The following is a 17,660-nucleotide window of genomic DNA, read 5'->3' on the forward strand; positions in this document are numbered from 1 at the left end:
AGGAAGCGGCACGGAAACCGAACCGCTCATGGGCCGCCTCCCAAGAGGCGGCCCATGCGCGCCTGTCCGCGCGCGCCGACGCGTTCGTTGGGGGCGGCCCCACGCCCGCCGGGCGACGAAGCACCGTCTACTTCAGGGTCAGCCAGGCTGCGGGATCCTGCTGTACCGCTCGCATCAACATGCGGAACGTCGAGGGCTCGAAGAGGACGCCGGAGTAGGCCTCGGGGATCCGCCTTCCGTTGATCACGCCGGTGGGCGTACCCGGTCCGCGGTGGTCAGGAGTGGCCGCGTCATATGCCGTTTGGGAGGCGCTGACGAAGGCGCGGTACTTCATCGTTTTGACGGCCGAGTCGAAGGCCGGACTGCGCAGACCCGCGACCTTCGTGGCCTGTTGCAGGAGAAACGCGTCGGTGTAGCCGTCGACGGACTCCTCGGGCTGATTCTGGTAGAGCACCGCGTGATACTCGGCGAACTTGCCCGCGTCCAGCGCCGCCCGCAACGCATTGACCGCCTTCTTCGAGCCGCTGCCTCCCAGCCTCTCATCGAGGAAGGACGCCAGCACGTACTGGGTCTTCACATCACGCTGCACCGTCAAGGCCTGCAATGCCGGTCCGGCGCCGGTGAGTTCGAACTCCTCACAGACCGGGCACCGCGGATCCTCGTAAAGGAGCACCGTCACCGGCGCGCCAGGATCTCCGACAGTGATCGTGATGCCGTCCGCGCCGAGCTTCTCGGGCAGGTACTTCAGACCTGCAGCGGAGTCCTTCGACCCCGTTGCGATGGTCTGCTCCACGACGGGTGCCGGCTCCGAACGGCTGCCTCCCCCAGCGCAGCCCGTCGACGACCATCCCACGACGGCCACCAGAACGGCCGCGGCCAGCCGTCTCCTCACACCATGCGTCACCAGCACAGATCCCTCCCCAGGTCCTCAGGAGGATAGATCATGCGTGCGACACATGCCGACACCAATACTCCGGCACCAGGCCCGTACAGATGGATTCGCCGAGCCGTGTCCCTGGGCCGCGCGGTCCGGGGCCGGGACGGGTGAATGCGGCCGCGCTGCGGACGACCACCGGCCGCCAGGCCTTCACTCCTGCGGCGTCTGCCCGATCTTGGCAAGCGTCAGGACACCGCCGCCGATACCCCATCCGGCGTCGGCGACCTCTTCGACCAGTACGAGGGTGGTGGCCCGGGCGCGGTCGCCGAAGACCTCGGCGTACAGGTCGGTGGTGCGCGTGATGATCTGCTCCTTCTGCTCTGCGGTGAGGGTGCCGGCGGGGACCTTGAAGTTCGCGAAAGGCATGGTGCTCTCTTTTCGTGCGGGGGGCGCCGGACCTGCTCACAACGAGCAGGAGGCCGACCCCGATGCGGCAACCATCCGTCCTGGTCGCCTGCTCCGGCCAGGGCTGAGCCCACCCAGGGGTCACCAGCCCCTGGCTCGGACCCCGCCGGAGAGGCGACGATGAGCGGGTGAACCTTCCCGAGCTTGCGGCGTTCCTCAGGTCCCGGCGTGATCGGATCCGGCCGGCCGACGTCGGCCTGCCCGCCGGGCCCCGGCGCCGGGTGCCGGGCTTGCGGCGCGAGGAAGTCGCGCAACTGGCGGGCCTGTCGGCCGACTACTACACCGAGTTGGAGCGCGGACGCGGCGCCCAGCCCTCGTCCCAGACGCTGGCCGCCCTCGCCCGGGCGCTGCGGCTGGGCGGCGACCAGCGCGACCACCTGTTCCATCTCGCCGACCGCCCGCTGCCCGCATCGGGTCCCGCCGCGACCGGGCGGCACGTCCAGCCCGCCCTGCTCGGGCTGCTGGACCGGCTGGCCACCACCCCGGCTCAGGTCATCACCGACCTGCACGAGACCCTCGTCCAGAACGAGTTGGCCGCGGCCCTGCTGGGCCGGGCTCCGGAACCGCGTGGCCCGGCCACCGGCTTCGCGTACCGCTGGTTCACCGATCCGGCCGCCCGCGCGGTCTACCCGCCCGAGGACCATCCGCACCACTCACGGGTCTTCGTCGCCGACCTGCACGCCGTCGCCGCCCGCCGGAGCCGCGACCCCGAGGTCGCCGGAATGACGGCCGCACTGCGGCGGCGCAGCGCGGAATTCGCTGCCCTGTGGGACACCCACGACGTCGGCCTGCGCCGCACCGATCACAAGCGCATCGTGCACCCCACGCTGGGCGTCATCGAGTTGGACTGCCACAGTCTGTTCAGCGAGGACGGCCGCCAGCGCCTGTTGTGGTTCACTGCCCCGCCCGGTACCGAGGGTGCCGCTCAGCTTGCGCTGCTCGGCGTCATCGGCACGCAGGACATGGCGGCGACCGAGAGTGCCTCCCGCGCCGAAGGCGGCGTCCCCGCGAGCTGAGTGCGGATGACATGGCCCGGAACCGCCCGTTGCGGCAGGCCCGTCAACCTCGATGGTGGCGTAGCCGTCGCGCTCGGCGGCCCCGGCTGGTCCCGCTGCAACCCGTACGCCCTGTCCGCCGCACCCACCCCCTGACCGGCTGCGCATCACCGTCAAGGCCGCCGGCGACGGCAGCGAACGCGCCGCACGGCTGCAGCCGGGTACCCGGGTCCTGGTCGAAGGCCCGTACGGCACCCTGACCGCCCTGCAACGCGCACAGCCCCGCATGCTCCTGATCGCCGCCGGCATCGGTATCACCCCCCTGCGTGCCCTCCTCGAGGACACCCCCTACTCCCCCGGCGAAGCCACCCTCATCTACCGCTGCAGCAGGACCCAACACGCCGTCTTCGCGGACGAACTCCGCGCCCTCGCCGCCCACCGCGGCATCGAGCTGATCTTCCTGCCCGGCTCCCGCCGCGCCGACACCTCCTGGCAGGCCGCCGGCCCCACCCACGTCAGCGACGACCCAGGCCCTCCAAGACCTCGTCCCCGACATCGCCCACTGCGACATCTACGTCTGTGGCCCGCCCACCTGGCTCACCGCGGTCCGCAAGGCCGCACGCGGCGCCGGAGCCCGCCGCGACACCATCCACACCGAAGACTTCGCCTGGTAGACCCCCGCCCCCCGGTCCCTTCCAACGCCCGCACTCACCACCGGAAGTTCACAGGCGCCGCATCACCATCTGGATCACCGCCACCCTCGCCGTGGCCGCATTCCTCTTCGCCTTCCAGCTCAACCGGACCGGCACCACCGGGAAGTCCGGCGACGACGGCAACCACACCGAACCCGGCGCCACCGTCCCCGCCTCCCCTGGCCAGGACCCGGCCAAGGCCGGCGGCGACACCCCGAGCGACGGCTAACACCGGCAAGCCCGGCGAGAACAAGTAGGAAACCGACTCAGCCGGATCCGAGCCCGGACAGGCGGTGTGCTCATCGGCTCGGTGGTGAGCGGCGCGAACGCACTCTGCCAGGAGTCGTCAGCGCTGTTCCGGACGGTCTACGACCTCTTGCTCGGGTCGCCCTCCGGGCGGCGTTCGGGCACGCGGGGCGGGATCGCGGCGGTGTGTCCGGAGCGGCCGAAGACCTCGATCCCCGTTTCGGAGACAAGGCCGCGGATGTGGCAGGCGGGAGCGCCGGGACGGCGGACGGCGTACAGGTCCGCGGCCAGGCCGGCGGAGTTCGCCGTGGGCTCCGCGGTTCCCGAGTACACCGGTTCGCCGGTTGTCCGGGTCGCCTTCAGCGCAAGGCCGACTGCCGTGGGCTGGGAGAGGACGAGAAGAGCGACGCCCGGGTTGCCGTGCTCCGGGTTCGGACTCACGACGAAGCCGAGCACCGCGGGCGCCGCCAGGAGGCCGGTGCGGCCCTGGGCATCCAGAAGTTCGCGGCGGAGGACGAGATGGATCAGTTGCTCCCGGCAGGCGATGGCCAGAACGACGTGGGTCTCCCCCGAGACCTCGGGCGCCCAGTCGCGCACGGCCGCGAGAATGGCCGATGCACCCGTCACGCCGGTCGCGTTCGACACGAAGGCGTCCGCCGTCGATCCCGGCTCCGCCACCAGATCGAGCGACGGTGGTTCGCCCTGATTCTTCAGGCCGAAGCGGTGCGCGAGCAGTGTCCGGGCGAAGTCGGCCCGGGCGACGACAACCGGAGTCACCGCGGTGCCGCCGGCGAGCCGCGCGACTGCTGCCGCGTCGGCCGGTCCGCCCAGCCGGCCCAGAGTCGCGATGGCGGCGAGAGCGACCTGCTCGCCCGGATCGCGCACGTTGCGAGCCGCCGCGACAGCGCGGTCGGGCGCCGTCCTGGCCAGGGCCCGCAGGGCGGCGCCACGGACGGTGTCGGCGACGTCGTCCGCGGCCACGGTCTCGTCCAGGAGGTCATCACGTTCCGGCACGTCGACTGCGGCATTCGACAGGACGCTCACGGCCTCCCCTGCCGTCATCACCGCGGTGGCACCCCGGAGCGCGGCGGCCATCGTGTCGCGCTGCAGCCGCTCGGCAGGGACGTCGAGGTACATCATGACGGTCAACTCCTCACGGCAGGGTGGTGAAGCAGTGCTGGGCGATCGTGAGGCTCTGGCCGAAAGTGAGGAGCGGCACGCTGGTGAAGCCCCCGGCATCCACGGACCTGTACATCAGGTTGGCCGGATCACCGTCGTGATCCAGACCGAGGTAATGGCCGATCTCGTGCGGCATGACGCCGTTGGTGGCGGGCCCGACCAGTTCCACGACCGCGCCGGTCATGCTCGGCCAGGTCTCGTACTTGTTGCACGTGCCCTTGACCGGCGAGAGGCCGGCTGTCGGACCGACGTAGCTCTTCACCAGGAAGACGTCGACAGCGTTTCCGGGAATGGTCCACTCGGACGTCAGCCACTGGGCTTCCGAATCGCTGTCGATGTACGAATATCCTTGAGCGTCGGTCACTCCAATGGAGTAGGCGTCGAAGCCGAACATGTCGAACCCGATCTGCCAATAGACCTGGCGGGTCGCCCAGCAGGCCGCGTCCACGACCGCCAGGTCATCGGTTGTGAAGTTCTCCCAGCCCACGTAGATGAGATTGACCGCGACGTGCGGCATCGCGCCTCCCTGGTCAGAAACTCGAGCGTCGCGAGGAAACCGCGGCATGGCGCGCAGATGCTCCCCCACCACGCCTCGAGGGCTTCCGTTGCACCTTCCGCAAGCGTGCACGTGACCGCGCGGAGTTCTTGTCCCACCGTCACGCGGCTTCCGCATGTCTGCAACTCGGTGGTGACTCCAACACCTCAAGACCACAGATCGGCCATGCCACTTCATCTCTTGCGTCCATCGCACATCCGCGCATGCGGAGGGTCCATCCCGGTGCAACCCTGGAACCAGGCCGAGTGCCGGTAGCCCCCCGCGTTCAGCCGGTTCCTCTCCCGAGCACAGTTCTCAGTTCATTGACGGAGAGCAGGCCCGCCATGCTCTTGCTCGTACGACCCGATGATCTCGTGGTTCTCGGCGTCGACTGGTCCGGTTTCCAGCTGGACGGATCGCGCCTCCGAGCGGTGTCCGAGCCCGCCCTGGTGACGGCTCTCTTCCCGCCGCAGCACCTGGCCGAGGAGGTCACCGGCAACGGTCTGGCCCGGGCGCAGCTGTCGGGAACCAGCCAGGTCGTCTACCGGGTGGCCGTGGGGACCGTGATCGACCTGACGGTGGACGGGTTCCTGGAGGCCCTCGGCACGGCGGAGGTCCAGGAGCAGACCGCGATCGAACTGCCATGGGGGCTCCTGCTGTCGCCTGCGGCCGCCGCGACCAGCGATCATCCGGCCCAGGCGCTGCGGTCGAACCCCACCGCGGACGTCGGCCTGTGGCGTACTCGCCTGTCCGCCGGGCAAGTACGCCCCGCCGATGCCCGGCCGGGCGTCAACCTGGGGTTCCTCACCCCGGTGGACGGTCCTGACCGGGCGCGGATCGTGGCGGAGAGCCAGCGAAAGCTCCCCGATGTCCAGCGTCTGGAACTGACCTCACTCGGCGGGGCACTGACCGCGCGTGGCGACTGGGGCACGTTCCAGTGGGAGCAGAACGTCGCGGTCGGACGCGACCAGAGGGTGCGCATCGCGACCGAGGGTGTGCTCTACCCGCTCGGGCACCGGGCGGTCCTCACCGTGCTGACCGAACGGGGGATCGGCGACGGGCCGGCCGCGCTCCGGCAGCGAAGAACGCTGGCCGTCACCGAGCCGGTCCGGTTCTCGACCGGCGACAACCCGGTCCACCGCAAGTTTCCGTTCGACGCCTTCGAGCTGACCACGCTCTGGTACGACGACCTGCCCGATCCGGTCTGGCAGAACTACGTCCGGCCCGTTCCGATGCTCACCGAGGTGCGCGACGAGCTCGATGGACTACGGTCGCGGTCCGCCGATCTGGCAGCCCAGGTGGATCTGGAGGGTCACCGGTTCCGCCCGCCGGAGGAACTCGGAACGCCGGAGGTGTCCCAGCTGAGCGACGCCTGGGCAGAGCTGGCCGGCATTCAGCAACAACTCGCCGACGACCAGGTCAACCGGGACGCCGCGAACCAGATCTCCAACCAGCTCAGCGACATCCAGAACCGGATCGACCAGCTGCAGATCGCGGATCCGGAGTCACCGGAGCTCGCCGATCTGTTCGCGCAGGCCTCGGAACTCTCCCAGGAACTCCGCAACATTCCCACGCTGCCCAATCAGGTGGTGTTCCAACTCTCCCAACGGGCTCAGCAACTCCAGGCCGAGATCGATCGGTTGGCCCAGGTCCTGGACGCCCAGGGTCACCGCGTCCGGGATGTCAACGAACTGGCGCAGGAAGGCTTCGGGCCCGCCGTCGAGTTCCTCGACCTGCAGCCCCAGATCGACGCGGCCCAGGCCCACGTCACCGAGCTCGAGGCGCTGGCGACACAGTCGTTCAGGCTGTTCTTCACGCCGCCGGTCCAGTTCCCGGTCCGTGGCCGTGGCCCGGCAGGTGATGTGTCCTTCGACCTGCCACTGATCTTCGTGGCGGACTTCACGCTGGATCCGACACCGGATCTGCCGGGGTTCCGCTCGTTGACCGATGCCGACGTGGCCGAGCAGTTGCGGACGGCCTACGACCGGGCCACCGTGCCGCTGCCCGGAGTACCGATCGACCTCGTCAGGGCACACGACCCGAAACCGGCCGATGTGCACGAGGTGCACGAGGTGACCATTGTCGGAACAGCATTCGGCGAGAGCTTCCATCCGCAGATCGAACGGCTGACGGCCGCGCTGCCCGCGCTGCGGACGCTCCTGGGGGATCCCGACAAGCTGATCCCGCTCACGTTCAACGACAACTTCCTCGACGTCGGTGCGGCCGAGCCACTGCCACTGTTGTTCGAGGCCGGCAGCTCCTACGGCGCCGACTTCGCGGGACGGGCGGGCGCTCTGGTCACCCCGTCGTTCGCCGCCGATGCCATCTCCCGGTTGTACGGCCCGGTGGCCCAGGCGGGCCTGCTCAAGGACGCGGCCGGGAAGCTCAGCGCGGCCCGGGTGTTCGGAGACACCGCGCGGATCCTCGGCCTCTCGCTCAAGGACCTCGCCCCGAGCCTGGACGCGCCACCGGAGATCACGCTCATTCCGCCCAACTCGGCGAGGATGACCTGGCAGAACGTCGTCCTCAAGGACCTCGCACCGTTCAAGGCCGGTCCCTTGACGACGCTTAACCTCACCGTCGTCCGCTCGCCGGACCACCTCACCACCAGCTGCGTGATCAACGACTTCACGCTCCAACTCGGGCTGCTGGACGTCGGCATCGGCTCCATGACCTACACCCAGGAGGACGACCGGCCGCCCCGGCTGGAGGTCCACGGCGTCACCCTGGACGTCGCCGGCCCGCTGAATCTGCTCAAGGAGCTCCTGGCCAAGGTGCAACTGGGCCCGGTCGTACCCGACATCGCGGTGACGCCCCAACAGATCTCCGTCGGGTACTCGCTGCCCATTCCCGAAGTCACCACCGTCGGGTTCAGCCTGCGCAACATCCTCTTCCGGCTCGGCGTCACCGTCCCGCTGGACGGCGCCCCGCTGACGGTCCAGCTGGCCTTCGCCAGCCGCGCGAACCCGTTCGCGCTGAACGTGCTGCTCTTCGGCGGAGGAGGCTATGTCGATCTGGCCATCACCGACAACAAACTGACCAGGTTCGAGGCCGCGCTGGAGTTCGGCGCGTCGGCCTCGATCGGCATCGGCATCGCCAAGGCCGAGGTACACGTCCTCGGTGGCGTCCGGTACGAGCTCGTCGGCGGCGATGCCCAGCTCAGCGGCTATCTGCGCTTCGGGGGCGGGGTCGACATCCTCGGTCTGATCTCGGTCTCGCTGGAGGTCGTGATCACCCTCAGCTATCAGCGCGCCACCAACGCGCTGATCGGCCGGGCGACCCTGGTGGTCAGCATCGACCTGACCTTCTACTCCGACTCGGTGACCGTGGACACCGGCGAGTACCGGATCAGCGGCGACGCACCATCGCACAGCCCGATGGTGGGTCCGGCCCCTCCCCTGGGTCCGGCGGACGGGGCGGAGACCGGACTGGCCGCCTGGCAGGAGTACCGGCGCGCTTTCAGGAAGGCGGGGCAGCCATGACCAACGGCGACTCCACGGTGTGGACGGCACTCCCCGGCGGCCGGGTGAACGCGGGCCTGGCAGTGCTACGGCTGGCCATCCATCCCCGGCTCAAGGGGCCGCTGACGGCCAGCGAACTCGCCGACTGGCCCAGGCGCCTGCCCGGCATTCCGATCCAGATCACGCTGCGGAACGCGGGCACGGTCAAAACGATCACGCCGGGCCGCCTCAACGAGGCCAGGAGCGAGGTCTGGCAGGCACTGCTCGGCGGCCTGCCCGTCCGGCCGTACGCCCCGCACACGTTCCAGGGGACCTCCGTGGAAACGACGTCGGCGGACGCGGGCGCGGTCATCGACACCTACGCGACAACGGCCAAGGCCCCGGACGACGTCGCCACCCAGCTCGAGTCCTGGGACCACGAGACGCCCTCACGCGTACCGGAGGGACCTCCGCCGCCCGCCCCAGAACTGGACTTCCACCAGCAGGTGGCACGGCTGCGCGAGCATCCCGCGGTGCTCCACGCACTCGGTTTGATCGTCGAGCTGACGCTACCGGTCGGCGAACTCGGCCCGACCGGCACGGTGAGCATCGGCGCGCCCGGCCTGACCTCGCTGGTCTCCCCGGCCACCAACTACGAGTTCGACGGCCACCTGTTCCTCCCCGCCTCCGCCGGGGACCTCACCACCGGCATGCTCGATCTGCGCTCCGCCGACCTGACCGGTTCCGGGAGCAAGGCCCGCTGGGAGATCACCACCTTCGACGTGGACGGAGCCGTGACCAGACTTCGCCAGGCGGCCCGCAGCGATCGCAGCAGCCTGCCGCACCTGCGCTCGACCGGGCTCATGCTCGTCCGCCGCGACCGGCAGGCGGACTTCGACGACCGGCACGCGCGCGCGGCATCCCACGCGGCGCCCGGCAGCGACATGGCACTGGCCACGTTCAACGCCGACGAGCTGCTCCTCGGCTACCGCATCGACATCCGGCCCAAGGACGGTCAGTGGGCGCCGCTCTGCCGCCGCGTGGCCACCTACCGCGCCGGTGGCGTCGACCTCGGCCCCGAGATCGAGGAAGGGCACGTCAAGCCGTACGCGGCGACCGGGAACGGTGACCAGCTGCAGGCCGACGAGATCGTCGCCCGGTGGTCCGGGTGGAGCCTGGTGCTGCCCCCGCCCGGATCCCCGCGCGCCCGGCAGTCGGCCGGCCCGCTGGACTGGACCTTCGACATCGAACCCGGCAGCCTGCCCGAGCTCCGGTTCGGCCACAGCTACGAAGTACGGGCCCGCGTCGCCGACCTGGCCGGCGGAGGCCTGTCGGCCGACGATCCGGCGGCGGACCGCTTCATGAGCTCCCTCGTGGTGTACACCAGGTTCGAACCGGTGCCACCACCCGAACTGAGCGGCATGGAACTGGTCATCCGCAGCGACCGGGACATGAGCGCGGAGCAGTTCCTCGCCGCCAACCCGCGCTACGCGACCGCCGCCACCGCACTCACCCTGACCGTCCCGAACACCACCCTGGCGCTCGCCGAGCAGCATGGCATGCTCGATGGCGACGACGCCCAGACCTGGGCGGCGGCCCAGCAGCCCACGGACCCCGCTTCCGCAGGCGTCGTGGTCCATCTCGCGCTGCCGGTCCCGGTCACCGCCCGCCGCCCCTGGCAAGGACCCTGGCCGATGCGGAAGACGAAGACCCTCACCCTGGTCGAACGGGCCACGGGCGGACAGCCACAGCTCACCTGGAGCGCCGGTGACGGGGTGGCGACGGTCAGCCTGAGCCAGGCCGAGCAGATCACCGCGGAACTCTCCTCCTACCTGCCCGACGACTTCCTGGACAGGTTCGCCATCCGCCAGTGGCTGGAGCCCGGCAACGAAAGCGCCGCCAGCGGCGGACGGCACCCGATGGTCACACCCACCCGGGAGATCGCGCTCGTCCACGCAGTGCGCAAGCCGCTGCGCGATCCGACCGGCACGCTCCAGGCGGTGCGGCAGCCAGGGCAGACCTGGACCACCCTCGTGCCCTCCACTCCGCGGCTCGAACTCGACCCGCCGAGCACCGCCCAGGTGTACCTCACCGCCGCCTGGGACGAGTGGGACGACGCCCCCGCGCCGACCCCGGGCACAGCCGCCGTCCAGACGATCACCATGCACCCCACCGACGAGGACCTGCCGCCGCTGCGCCACGAGTTCGGCGACACCAAGCACCGCATGGTCATCTACACCGGAACCGGAACGTCCCGGTTCCGGAAGTACTTCGCCGATGACGAGCCCGACGCGAACTTCCTGGCCTCGACCGCACTGCCGGCCGTCGACGTGCCCAGCACCGCCCGGCCGATCCCACCGGTCGTGCTGGGCCTGCGGCCCGCCTTCAACTGGCAGACGGGCCCACCGACTCCCGGCGCGGCGCAGTGGGACGACTTCCGACGGACCCGGCTGGGCGGGCGGTTGCAGGTCGAGCTGGCCCGCCCCTGGTACACCACCGGCCAGGGGGAGCGCCTGGCCGTCCAGCAGACGCTCCTGGGCCGCGACCCGATCTGGAGCACACCCGAATCGGCCGCGTCGGTCGCCGGCACGACCTTGCATGAGGTGTGGCAGGCGGGAGAGAGCTGGTACGCCGACGTGGAACTGCCGCCGACCGAGTCCTACGCCCCCTTCGTCCGGCTCACCGTGGCCAGGCACCAGCCGAGCAGCCTCCCCGGTCTGGACACGTCCGCCTCCGTCGACACCGACGTGGTCGCCACCCTGCCGGACCGGACGCTGACCGTGCAACGCCAGGGGACCGAACTGCACGTGCAGCTCGACGGGACCGGCCCGACCGGCCCCCAGCCGAACGTCGTCCAGGTGCTCATGGAACAGAGCCCGTCCGGGCAGGGGGCGCTCACCAGCCTCGACGGCGCGGTCGGTGCGACGACGTGGGTACGGGCTCCGGGAGCCGTGGTGACCGGGACCCTCAACACGCCGCTACCTCCCCTTGCCATCCCGCCGACCGGCGACAAACTGAGGATCTACGTACGGGAGGTCGAACAGCCCGGCGCCTCGCCGAGCACCGGCGAGCTGGCCGAGCGCGTGGTGTTCGCCGACTACGTGCTCGGCTTCCCAGCACCGCTCCCGTGAGGCCCGCGCTCCGGGACCGCCGCCCGGCCGGGATCCAAATAGGGTGGGCCCCTGCGAGCAGGACCCGCTGGCGCAGTAGCGCGAGTCCGGCTCTGCCAGCCACCTGGCGTTTGAGCATCCTGAGGCGGTTGATGTGACGACGGCACGCCGCCTGCAGCCGGTACGGCCCGAAGACGCCGCACCCGCGCAGGTCTGGTACGCCTCCTACGGCTCCAACATGCACATGAACCGCTTGATGTCCTACCTCGGCGGCGGACAGCCTCCCGGAGCGTCCCGCAGCTACCCCGGCTGCCGGGACAGCCGGCCGCCGGCGCTCTCCGTTCCCGTGGAACTCACCGGCGCGCTGTACTTCGCCACCGAGTCCCCGGTGTGGTCCGGCGGCCGGGCCTTCTACGATCCCCACGCAACCGGGCACGTGTACGCCCGCGCCCACCTGGTGACCGCCGGACAGTTCTCCGACATCGCCGCGCAGGAGATGTACCGCGAACCGGGAACAGACCTCGACCTCACCGAGGTCCTGCGCTCCGGCGTGGCCACGCTGGGGCACGGCCGCTACGAGACGCTGGTATGCCCCGGATCGCTCGACGGCCTTCCCCTGCTCACGTTCACAGCCCCGTGGACGGTCGACGAAGCCGACTGGACACCGCCCTCCGCCGCCTACCTGCGGCACCTGGCCCACGGACTCCTGGAGACCGGAGCCTGGGACGTGCCCGCCATCTCCGCCTACCTGCAAGCCTGCCCAGGCGCCGCAGGACACTGGAGCGCCCACCAGATCGCCGACCTGCTGACCCCATGAGCCGCAACGGCCCTGCCGGGCGGGCCGGGTGGGACGATCGTCAGGCGCGGCAGCGCAGCATGGTCAGCGGAGGATTGCCGGCGAGGTCCGACCAGAACTCCTCACCGAACTTGGCCACACCGGCATCGGAAACCGTCAGCGGTACCCAGGTCAACTCGGTGAATCCGGCCGCCTGCAGAGAATTCTCGTAGACCTCGCGGTGGGGCGGGGTGGCGACGAACGAGATCGGCGGGTCGAGCAACGCGGTGATCCTTACTCGCGGCCCGAGATCGGATACCTCGCCGGCCGATTCGCAGCGGAACCCGTACCTGTCCAGGGGCGGCCCGTCGAAACGGAACTCGGGGCTCTGCATGAAGACGAAGAACTCGGCCCCGTCCATCAGGCTGCGGTGGATGTTGCGACACATCCGCTCGATCGTGGCGACGTCCTCGGCGTAGTTGAACAACTGGACCGCAACCGCGATGTCGAAGCGCTGTTCGAAGGCGCGCAGCTCGGCCACATCGCCCACCTCGTAGCGCACGCCCAGCGGTTCGCCGTCCTCCAGCGCCTGCGCTGCGGCCACCATCTCACCGGAGATGTCCACTCCCAACACCTCTGCGGCGCCACGCCGCTTGAATTCCCTGCTGTAGAAGCCGGTCCCGGACGCCAGGTCGAGGACCGACCTTCCGCGCACGTCCCCGACCATCGCCAGGAAGCTGGGCACCTCCCCGTACTGCGCCAGCGGCAGGGTTTTGAAGCCCTCGAACGCCTCACCGATCTCGTCGTACAGCTGCGTGCTCATCGTGCTGTCCTCTCCCGCGCTTCATGTCCGTGGCCGGCCCGTTCCCCAGGAACCGCCGCACCCCCTGGCGGACACTCTCCCCCCGCCCCGCAGGACAGCCGTATTGGCAGAAGATCCAAAGATGCGGACACCGTCCCGGCCTTTCTCTCAGGACGATGTTCTGTAAAGAGTGGCGATCTCGGCGGCGCGGTTGCGCAGGGAGTCGCGCAGCCACTGCGGGGTGAGGGCTTCCGCGTTCGTGCCGAGGTGCCACAGCGCCCATTCGGCGTGTCGCGAATCCTGGAAGGTCACCTCCAGCCGCAGCCGGCCGTCCGTCTCGGCTTCCTCGGCGAGGACGGCCAGCGCGGTGCCCACTAGTTCCTCCCGCCGCGCCGGGTTCATCCGTACCAGCACGGTGACTTGGTCGCCGCCGGTCCGGAACTGCAGGCTGCGTTCCTGCCAGGCCTGGTCCAGGTCGACGCGCTCCGGGCGCTGTGCCGGTTCGGCGAGTTCCTCGGCGGCCAGGACCCGGGACAGCCGGTAGGTGCGGTCCGCGCCGGATCTCGTGGCCAGCAAGTAGCCCTGCTCGCGCACGGTGACCAGGCCGATCGGGTCCACCGTGCGCCACTTGGGGGTCTGGTCCACGGCCGCGTAGTGGATGCGCAGCTTGTGTCCGGCGAACACCGCGCGCCGGATCTCGGTCACCACGGGGTCGGGCGCCTCCTCGGTGACCAGCCGGCGCGAGAGGACGTCGGTCTCCGGGTCGATGAGCAATCGCTGAGCCGCGCCGGCCGCAGTGGCCTGATAGCTCTCCGGGAGCGCGTCGACCACCTTGCGCATGGCCGAAGCGAGCGCCGGGCCGAGCCCGAATGCCTGTGCGCCGCGCCGCGATCCGGCAACCAGCAGAGCAAGTGCCTCGTCGTGGTTCAGGCCGGTGAGCTCGGTCCGGAAACCGGGCAGCAACTCGAACCCGCCGTGCCGACCGCGTTCGGCGTAGACCGGGACACCGGCTGCGGACAGCGCATCGATGTCGCGCAGCACGGTGCGGGTGGACACCTCCAGCCGGCCGGCCAGTGCGGCCGCGGACAGCCGACCGTGCTGCCGCAGCAGCAGCACCAGCGAGACCAACCGATCGGCGCGCACACGAAAACGCTATCGGAATACACGACACACGGTGTCGTGATTCGTTGGGAGGCTTCAGCACGACACAGGCCCATCGCACGCGAGAGGTGACCCTCATGGCACACGTCATGGTCAATCCGGACGGCTTGCACGACCCGGTCCCGTTCGGCTACAGCCACACCGCCACCGTCCCCGCCGGTACGGAACTGGTGCTTGTCTCGGGTCAGTACGGATCGGGCCCGGACGGCGCGGTCGTCTCGACCGATTTCACCGAGCAGGTGCAGCGGACGTTTCACAACATCGGCGTCGCCCTCGCCGCCCATGGGCTCGACCTCAGCCACGTCGTCCAGCTCAGGACGTATGTGGTGGACCACGATGTCAGCAAGCTCGGGCCGATCGCCGGGGCCGTGCAGAAGGGCTGGGGTGCGAAACCGCCCACGCAAACCCTCATAGGTGTCGCGAGCCTGGCAACACCCGACGTGCTGTTCGAGGTCGAGGCTCTCGCCGCCCGGCGCTGACTCGCCGCCGGCGTGCTGTTCCGTCCCGCGTTCCTCGTCGCGGGCCGGGACGGCGACGCGCGCGGCACCGATCACGACTCCTGGACCTGCTCGGGAACCGTTCCCTCGGTTCCTGCGTGACCTCATGGTGTGTAGTCGGCTGGTGAGGGGACCCGATGAGAGCGCGAACGATGGTGAGCGTGGCGGTATCGGCCTGTGTGGCGATGGTGGCGTGCGCGTGCGGCCCGGAGAAGTCGAAGGAGAACACGGACACGAAGCCTTCGCAGCCGTCCACGTCCACGCGGACGAACGTGCCGTCGGCAACCCCGACCGGCGCTCAGCCCGCGCCCAAAACGAAAGAGCGCGCGATCCAGCGGTACGAGCAGTACCTCCACGCCCTCGGCCGTGAGGACATTCACACGGTCTGCGAAGTGGCCGGCCCCGGCGCGAAGAAGGCGGAGGAGAAGGGCTTCGGCCCGTGCACGTCGACGTACGTCACCGTGTTCCAGATGATCTCGCCCGCGCAGAAGAAGATCCTGCGAACCGCAACGGTCGACCCGCAGCGCGTCTCCGTGCGCACGCCCGACAAGATCGAGATGCCGGTCGAATCGGTCAGGCCCTCCGGCACCTTCTCCGAGAGCGACCTCGGCAACTACACCCTGGAGTACCTCAAGAACGACTGGTACATCACCGACGGAACCTGACGCAGCGCCCATCACGCCTGACCCGGCCACCTCCGGTCTCGCAGCCTGGTCAGGAATGACTCGGCGATCGAAGAACACCCATCGCAGGTTCCGGGCGGAGGTTCACCAGCGCCCCTCGGCGGTGGTGAACCGGTCCTGCTCAGGTCGAGGGGCCGAGCCAGGTGCGCAGCGCGGTCTGCAGCCGGCCGGTGTCGGCAGCTCGGGACCGGGGGCCATGCCGAGCCACCGCCGACCGCAACGGAAGCGCGACCACGGTAGGAGGACACCACGGTCGGCCGGTCAGTGGATACGGGATGGGAGGTCAGGCACGGCAACGGGCCGGAGCACTGTGAGGGACTCTTCCTGGCGAGCCACCATCGCAAAAGGGAACCTGTCGATCTCCAAGCAGAGATCGACGTCGTCCGGGTGGTATCCGCTCCGCAGCCCAGCGGCAAGATCGGCCGCGGCACGAGAGGTCCTCGCGCGGTGGAGATACGGAGCCGCGTCGACCTCGCCTGCGGCCATGGAGTGGCCGATGTATTCGGCGCAGGCCAGGTCCTCGTCGGCCCGGCCTTCTTCGCCGGTCACGACGAACGTCACCGGGCCGGAGTCCGTGGTCCGCAGGAACCGCGCGGTCGGGCCGGCCACGACGAAGCTCGCGCACAGGACCAGCGGTGCGTTCGCGACAGCCAGCGCTCCCACGGTGCCCGCCGTCGTCTTCTGCACCAGCGTGCGGCCGGCGAAATCACGTGACCTGAGCAGGCCGGGTGAGTTCACCGCGTCGAAGCCCGCCGCTGGAGCCCCGTCCTTCAACGCCAGCCAACCCGAGTGGCTCTCCTTCAAGGTGAGTGCCTCACTCTCCGTGGAGGCCAGGACGATCCTCTCGACGCCACGCGAAAAGGCCCAGGCAGCCACGGTGAAGGCGCGCATGACGTCGATGACGACAGCAACACGGGGAACGCCGGTCAACTCCGGGATGCCGACGAAACGATGGTCCATCGCACCATTCTGCCGCCCGGGATCATCCGGAGAGCACGATTGCTCCGGCTGCAATGCGGTGAGCTCAGGGATTGACCCGGACACCAGGTGACACCGCACCGCGTGCACCGCAGGTGTCCCGTGGTGCAGCACCGCGGGCACCGCCGTTGCCCACGGCTGCGTCGTCCGGTGGACCGCGTCGCCGATGCGTACCGGTTGCCGTCGCGCCGATGAGTCTGCGGGCGCCCGCCGGTCTACCTTTCGACCGGTACAACCGATTCATCGGGAGCAAGACATGGGTCTCATCCATATTGAGCTGTTCACCACCCTCGACCTCGTCGGGCAGGCGCCCGGCGGCCCCGACGAGGACCCGGAGGGATTCCCGTTCGGCGGCTGGCAGGCGCCTCTGATGGACGAGGTCGCCGGGGCGCAGGTCGATGCCGCGTACGAGGGCACGGACGCCCTCCTGCTCGGCCGGCGGACGTATGACATCTTCGCCGCCTACTGGCCGCACCAGAAGGGCGCCGAGGAGACCGAGTTCGCCACGCTCTTCAACCGTGTCCCGAAGTACGTGGCCTCCCGTGGCAAGCCCGACCTCTCGTGGGCCGGGTCCACGCAGCTCGGCCCGGATCTGGCCGGCGCGGTGCGCGAGATCCGCGATCGGCACGAGCACGTGAGGGTCGTCGGGAGTCTGAACCTGGTGCAGACCCTTCTGCGCGAGCAGCTCTTCGACCGGCTCGACCTCTGGGTGCACCCGATCGTGCTCGGCGACGGGAAGAAAGTGTTCGACGGCGGTGCGGTGCCCACGAACGTCACCCTCCTCGAACCGCCGGTCGCCAGCCCGAAGGGCACCGTCTACCTGCGCTACGGCCGCGCCGACGGCACGCCCGGGACGGGGGACATGAGCGCACCCGATCGCGGTGCCGGGCGCGACAGCTGAAGCCTCCGGCGCCAGGTGCATCCGTGTCGTCGGCGGTGGATCCGCCCGTTCACCGCCGCCACACCATGCTCCGACCGGCTCTGGCGCACCGGGCCGAGTCCGGCAAATGACCTGGAGTGGGTGGCTGAGTCGTTTCAAAAAGGCTGCCGGCCGGAAACGGTCAGGCGCCTGACCGACGCCGCAGCGCCCATTCTGGAGATGCGGTCATCGGTGCAGAATCTCGAAGTGGACGGCTGGCCCTACTTCGCTAAAGTGACCACCCAGGTGGGCGGCTAGTGCGTTGTCCAGGAACGTTGGCCGGGTGTGATTAGGCGGCTTTGGGTC

General features: G+C 69.9%; 17 protein-coding genes. 10 read left to right on the plus strand and 7 right to left on the minus strand.

Annotated features, from left to right (window positions below; genetic code table 11):
- Nucleotides 1-127: 127 nt before the first annotated feature.
- Together C6N31_RS38410 and C6N31_RS38415 are read right to left on the minus strand one after the other, a co-directional pair.
- Nucleotides 128-793, minus strand: coding sequence for a DsbA family protein (locus tag C6N31_RS38410; protein WP_244809719.1), 666 nt, complete (start codon nt 791-793; stop codon nt 128-130).
- Nucleotides 794-1,087: 294 nt separating this feature from the next.
- On the minus strand, nt 1,088-1,303 hold the full coding sequence (locus tag C6N31_RS38415) for a tautomerase family protein (RefSeq protein ID WP_138351912.1): 216 nt from the start codon (nt 1,301-1,303) through the stop codon (nt 1,088-1,090).
- Nucleotides 1,304-1,470: 167 nt separating this feature from the next.
- Here C6N31_RS38415 and C6N31_RS38420 point away from each other — a divergent pair, with 167 nt between their 5' ends.
- The 3 genes from C6N31_RS38420 (at nt 1,471) to C6N31_RS38430 (ending at nt 3,258) form a co-directional block, all read left to right on the plus strand.
- Complete coding sequence (locus C6N31_RS38420) at nt 1,471-2,358, plus strand: helix-turn-helix transcriptional regulator (RefSeq protein WP_138351913.1); 888 nt, start codon at nt 1,471-1,473, stop codon at nt 2,356-2,358.
- Between the two features lie 6 nt (nt 2,359-2,364).
- Nucleotides 2,365-2,493, plus strand: coding sequence for a hypothetical protein (locus C6N31_RS45350; RefSeq protein ID WP_269287075.1), 129 nt, complete (start codon nt 2,365-2,367; stop codon nt 2,491-2,493).
- A 609-nt stretch (nt 2,494-3,102) separates the two neighbouring features.
- The gene (locus C6N31_RS38430) at nt 3,103-3,258 is read left to right on the plus strand and encodes a hypothetical protein (protein WP_232486165.1); all 156 of its coding nucleotides are present in this window, start codon (nt 3,103-3,105) and stop codon (nt 3,256-3,258) included.
- A gap of 137 nt (nt 3,259-3,395) precedes the next feature.
- Here the strand turns inward: C6N31_RS38430 and C6N31_RS38435 are convergent, their stop codons facing one another.
- On the minus strand, nt 3,396-4,415 hold the full coding sequence (locus tag C6N31_RS38435) for a hypothetical protein (RefSeq protein ID WP_138351914.1): 1,020 nt from the start codon (nt 4,413-4,415) through the stop codon (nt 3,396-3,398).
- A 13-nt stretch (nt 4,416-4,428) separates the two neighbouring features.
- Nucleotides 4,429-4,971, minus strand: a complete 543-nt coding sequence (locus C6N31_RS38440) for a matrixin family metalloprotease (RefSeq protein WP_138351915.1) — start codon at nt 4,969-4,971, stop codon at nt 4,429-4,431.
- Between the two features lie 362 nt (nt 4,972-5,333).
- Here C6N31_RS38440 and C6N31_RS38445 point away from each other — a divergent pair, with 362 nt between their 5' ends.
- The 3 genes from C6N31_RS38445 (at nt 5,334) to C6N31_RS38455 (ending at nt 12,356) form a co-directional block, all read left to right on the plus strand.
- Nucleotides 5,334-8,471 (plus strand): hypothetical protein, encoded by a 3,138-nt coding sequence (locus C6N31_RS38445; RefSeq protein ID WP_198359290.1) that lies wholly within the window; start codon nt 5,334-5,336, stop codon nt 8,469-8,471.
- The gene (locus tag C6N31_RS38450) at nt 8,468-11,560 is read left to right on the plus strand and encodes a hypothetical protein (protein WP_198359291.1); all 3,093 of its coding nucleotides are present in this window, start codon (nt 8,468-8,470) and stop codon (nt 11,558-11,560) included. The genes C6N31_RS38445 and C6N31_RS38450 overlap by 4 nt, the downstream gene beginning before the upstream one ends.
- Nucleotides 11,561-11,693: 133 nt before the next feature.
- On the plus strand, nt 11,694-12,356 hold the full coding sequence (locus C6N31_RS38455) for a histone deacetylase (protein ID WP_138351918.1): 663 nt from the start codon (nt 11,694-11,696) through the stop codon (nt 12,354-12,356).
- Nucleotides 12,357-12,396: 40 nt separating this feature from the next.
- Here C6N31_RS38455 and C6N31_RS38460 read toward each other — a convergent pair whose 3' ends face one another.
- Nucleotides 12,397-13,137: a class I SAM-dependent methyltransferase gene (locus tag C6N31_RS38460; protein ID WP_138351919.1), complete on the minus strand. Its 741-nt coding sequence runs from the start codon at nt 13,135-13,137 to the stop codon at nt 12,397-12,399.
- Between the two features lie 147 nt (nt 13,138-13,284).
- Nucleotides 13,285-14,259, minus strand: coding sequence for a helix-turn-helix transcriptional regulator (locus tag C6N31_RS38465; RefSeq protein WP_138351920.1), 975 nt, complete (start codon nt 14,257-14,259; stop codon nt 13,285-13,287).
- A 95-nt stretch (nt 14,260-14,354) separates the two neighbouring features.
- On the opposite strand from C6N31_RS38465, the gene C6N31_RS38470 reads away from it, so the two are divergent.
- Both C6N31_RS38470 and C6N31_RS38475 read left to right on the plus strand, forming a co-directional pair.
- Complete coding sequence (locus C6N31_RS38470) at nt 14,355-14,756, plus strand: RidA family protein (RefSeq protein WP_138351921.1); 402 nt, start codon at nt 14,355-14,357, stop codon at nt 14,754-14,756.
- A 155-nt stretch (nt 14,757-14,911) separates the two neighbouring features.
- Nucleotides 14,912-15,439, plus strand: a complete 528-nt coding sequence (locus tag C6N31_RS38475; protein ID WP_198359293.1) for a hypothetical protein — start codon at nt 14,912-14,914, stop codon at nt 15,437-15,439.
- Nucleotides 15,440-15,718: 279 nt separating this feature from the next.
- Here the strand turns inward: C6N31_RS38475 and C6N31_RS38480 are convergent, their stop codons facing one another.
- Nucleotides 15,719-16,417, minus strand: coding sequence for a 2-phosphosulfolactate phosphatase (locus C6N31_RS38480; RefSeq protein WP_164293296.1), 699 nt, complete (start codon nt 16,415-16,417; stop codon nt 15,719-15,721).
- 274 nt (nt 16,418-16,691) lie between these two features.
- Between C6N31_RS38480 and C6N31_RS38485 the strand changes: the two genes are divergently transcribed.
- Nucleotides 16,692-17,336, plus strand: coding sequence for a dihydrofolate reductase family protein (locus tag C6N31_RS38485; protein WP_198359295.1), 645 nt, complete (start codon nt 16,692-16,694; stop codon nt 17,334-17,336).
- A gap of 120 nt (nt 17,337-17,456) precedes the next feature.
- Nucleotides 17,457-17,612 (plus strand): hypothetical protein, encoded by a 156-nt coding sequence (locus tag C6N31_RS38490; protein ID WP_187145193.1) that lies wholly within the window; start codon nt 17,457-17,459, stop codon nt 17,610-17,612.
- Nucleotides 17,613-17,660: the final 48 nt, after the last annotated feature.

Source organism: Streptomyces fildesensis, from assembly GCF_016107395.1.
GTDB lineage: Bacteria > Actinomycetota > Actinomycetes > Streptomycetales > Streptomycetaceae > Actinacidiphila > Actinacidiphila fildesensis.

Coding starts and splice junctions, on each gene's coding strand:
- C6N31_RS45350 (WP_269287075.1), top strand. CDS start 2,365: ATGACATGGCCCGGAACCGCCCGTTGCGGCAGGCCCGTCAACCTCGAT.
- C6N31_RS38475 (WP_198359293.1), top strand. CDS start 14,912: ATGAGAGCGCGAACGATGGTGAGCGTGGCGGTATCGGCCTGTGTGGCG.
- C6N31_RS38480 (WP_164293296.1), bottom strand. CDS start 16,417: ATGGACCATCGTTTCGTCGGCATCCCGGAGTTGACCGGCGTTCCCCGT.
- C6N31_RS38460 (WP_138351919.1), bottom strand. CDS start 13,137: ATGAGCACGCAGCTGTACGACGAGATCGGTGAGGCGTTCGAGGGCTTC.
- C6N31_RS38450 (WP_198359291.1), top strand. CDS start 8,468: ATGACCAACGGCGACTCCACGGTGTGGACGGCACTCCCCGGCGGCCGG.
- C6N31_RS38445 (WP_198359290.1), top strand. CDS start 5,334: ATGCTCTTGCTCGTACGACCCGATGATCTCGTGGTTCTCGGCGTCGAC.
- C6N31_RS38435 (WP_138351914.1), bottom strand. CDS start 4,415: ATGATGTACCTCGACGTCCCTGCCGAGCGGCTGCAGCGCGACACGATG.
- C6N31_RS38470 (WP_138351921.1), top strand. CDS start 14,355: ATGGCACACGTCATGGTCAATCCGGACGGCTTGCACGACCCGGTCCCG.
- C6N31_RS38415 (WP_138351912.1), bottom strand. CDS start 1,303: ATGCCTTTCGCGAACTTCAAGGTCCCCGCCGGCACCCTCACCGCAGAG.
- C6N31_RS38440 (WP_138351915.1), bottom strand. CDS start 4,971: ATGCCGCACGTCGCGGTCAATCTCATCTACGTGGGCTGGGAGAACTTC.
- C6N31_RS38485 (WP_198359295.1), top strand. CDS start 16,692: ATGGGTCTCATCCATATTGAGCTGTTCACCACCCTCGACCTCGTCGGG.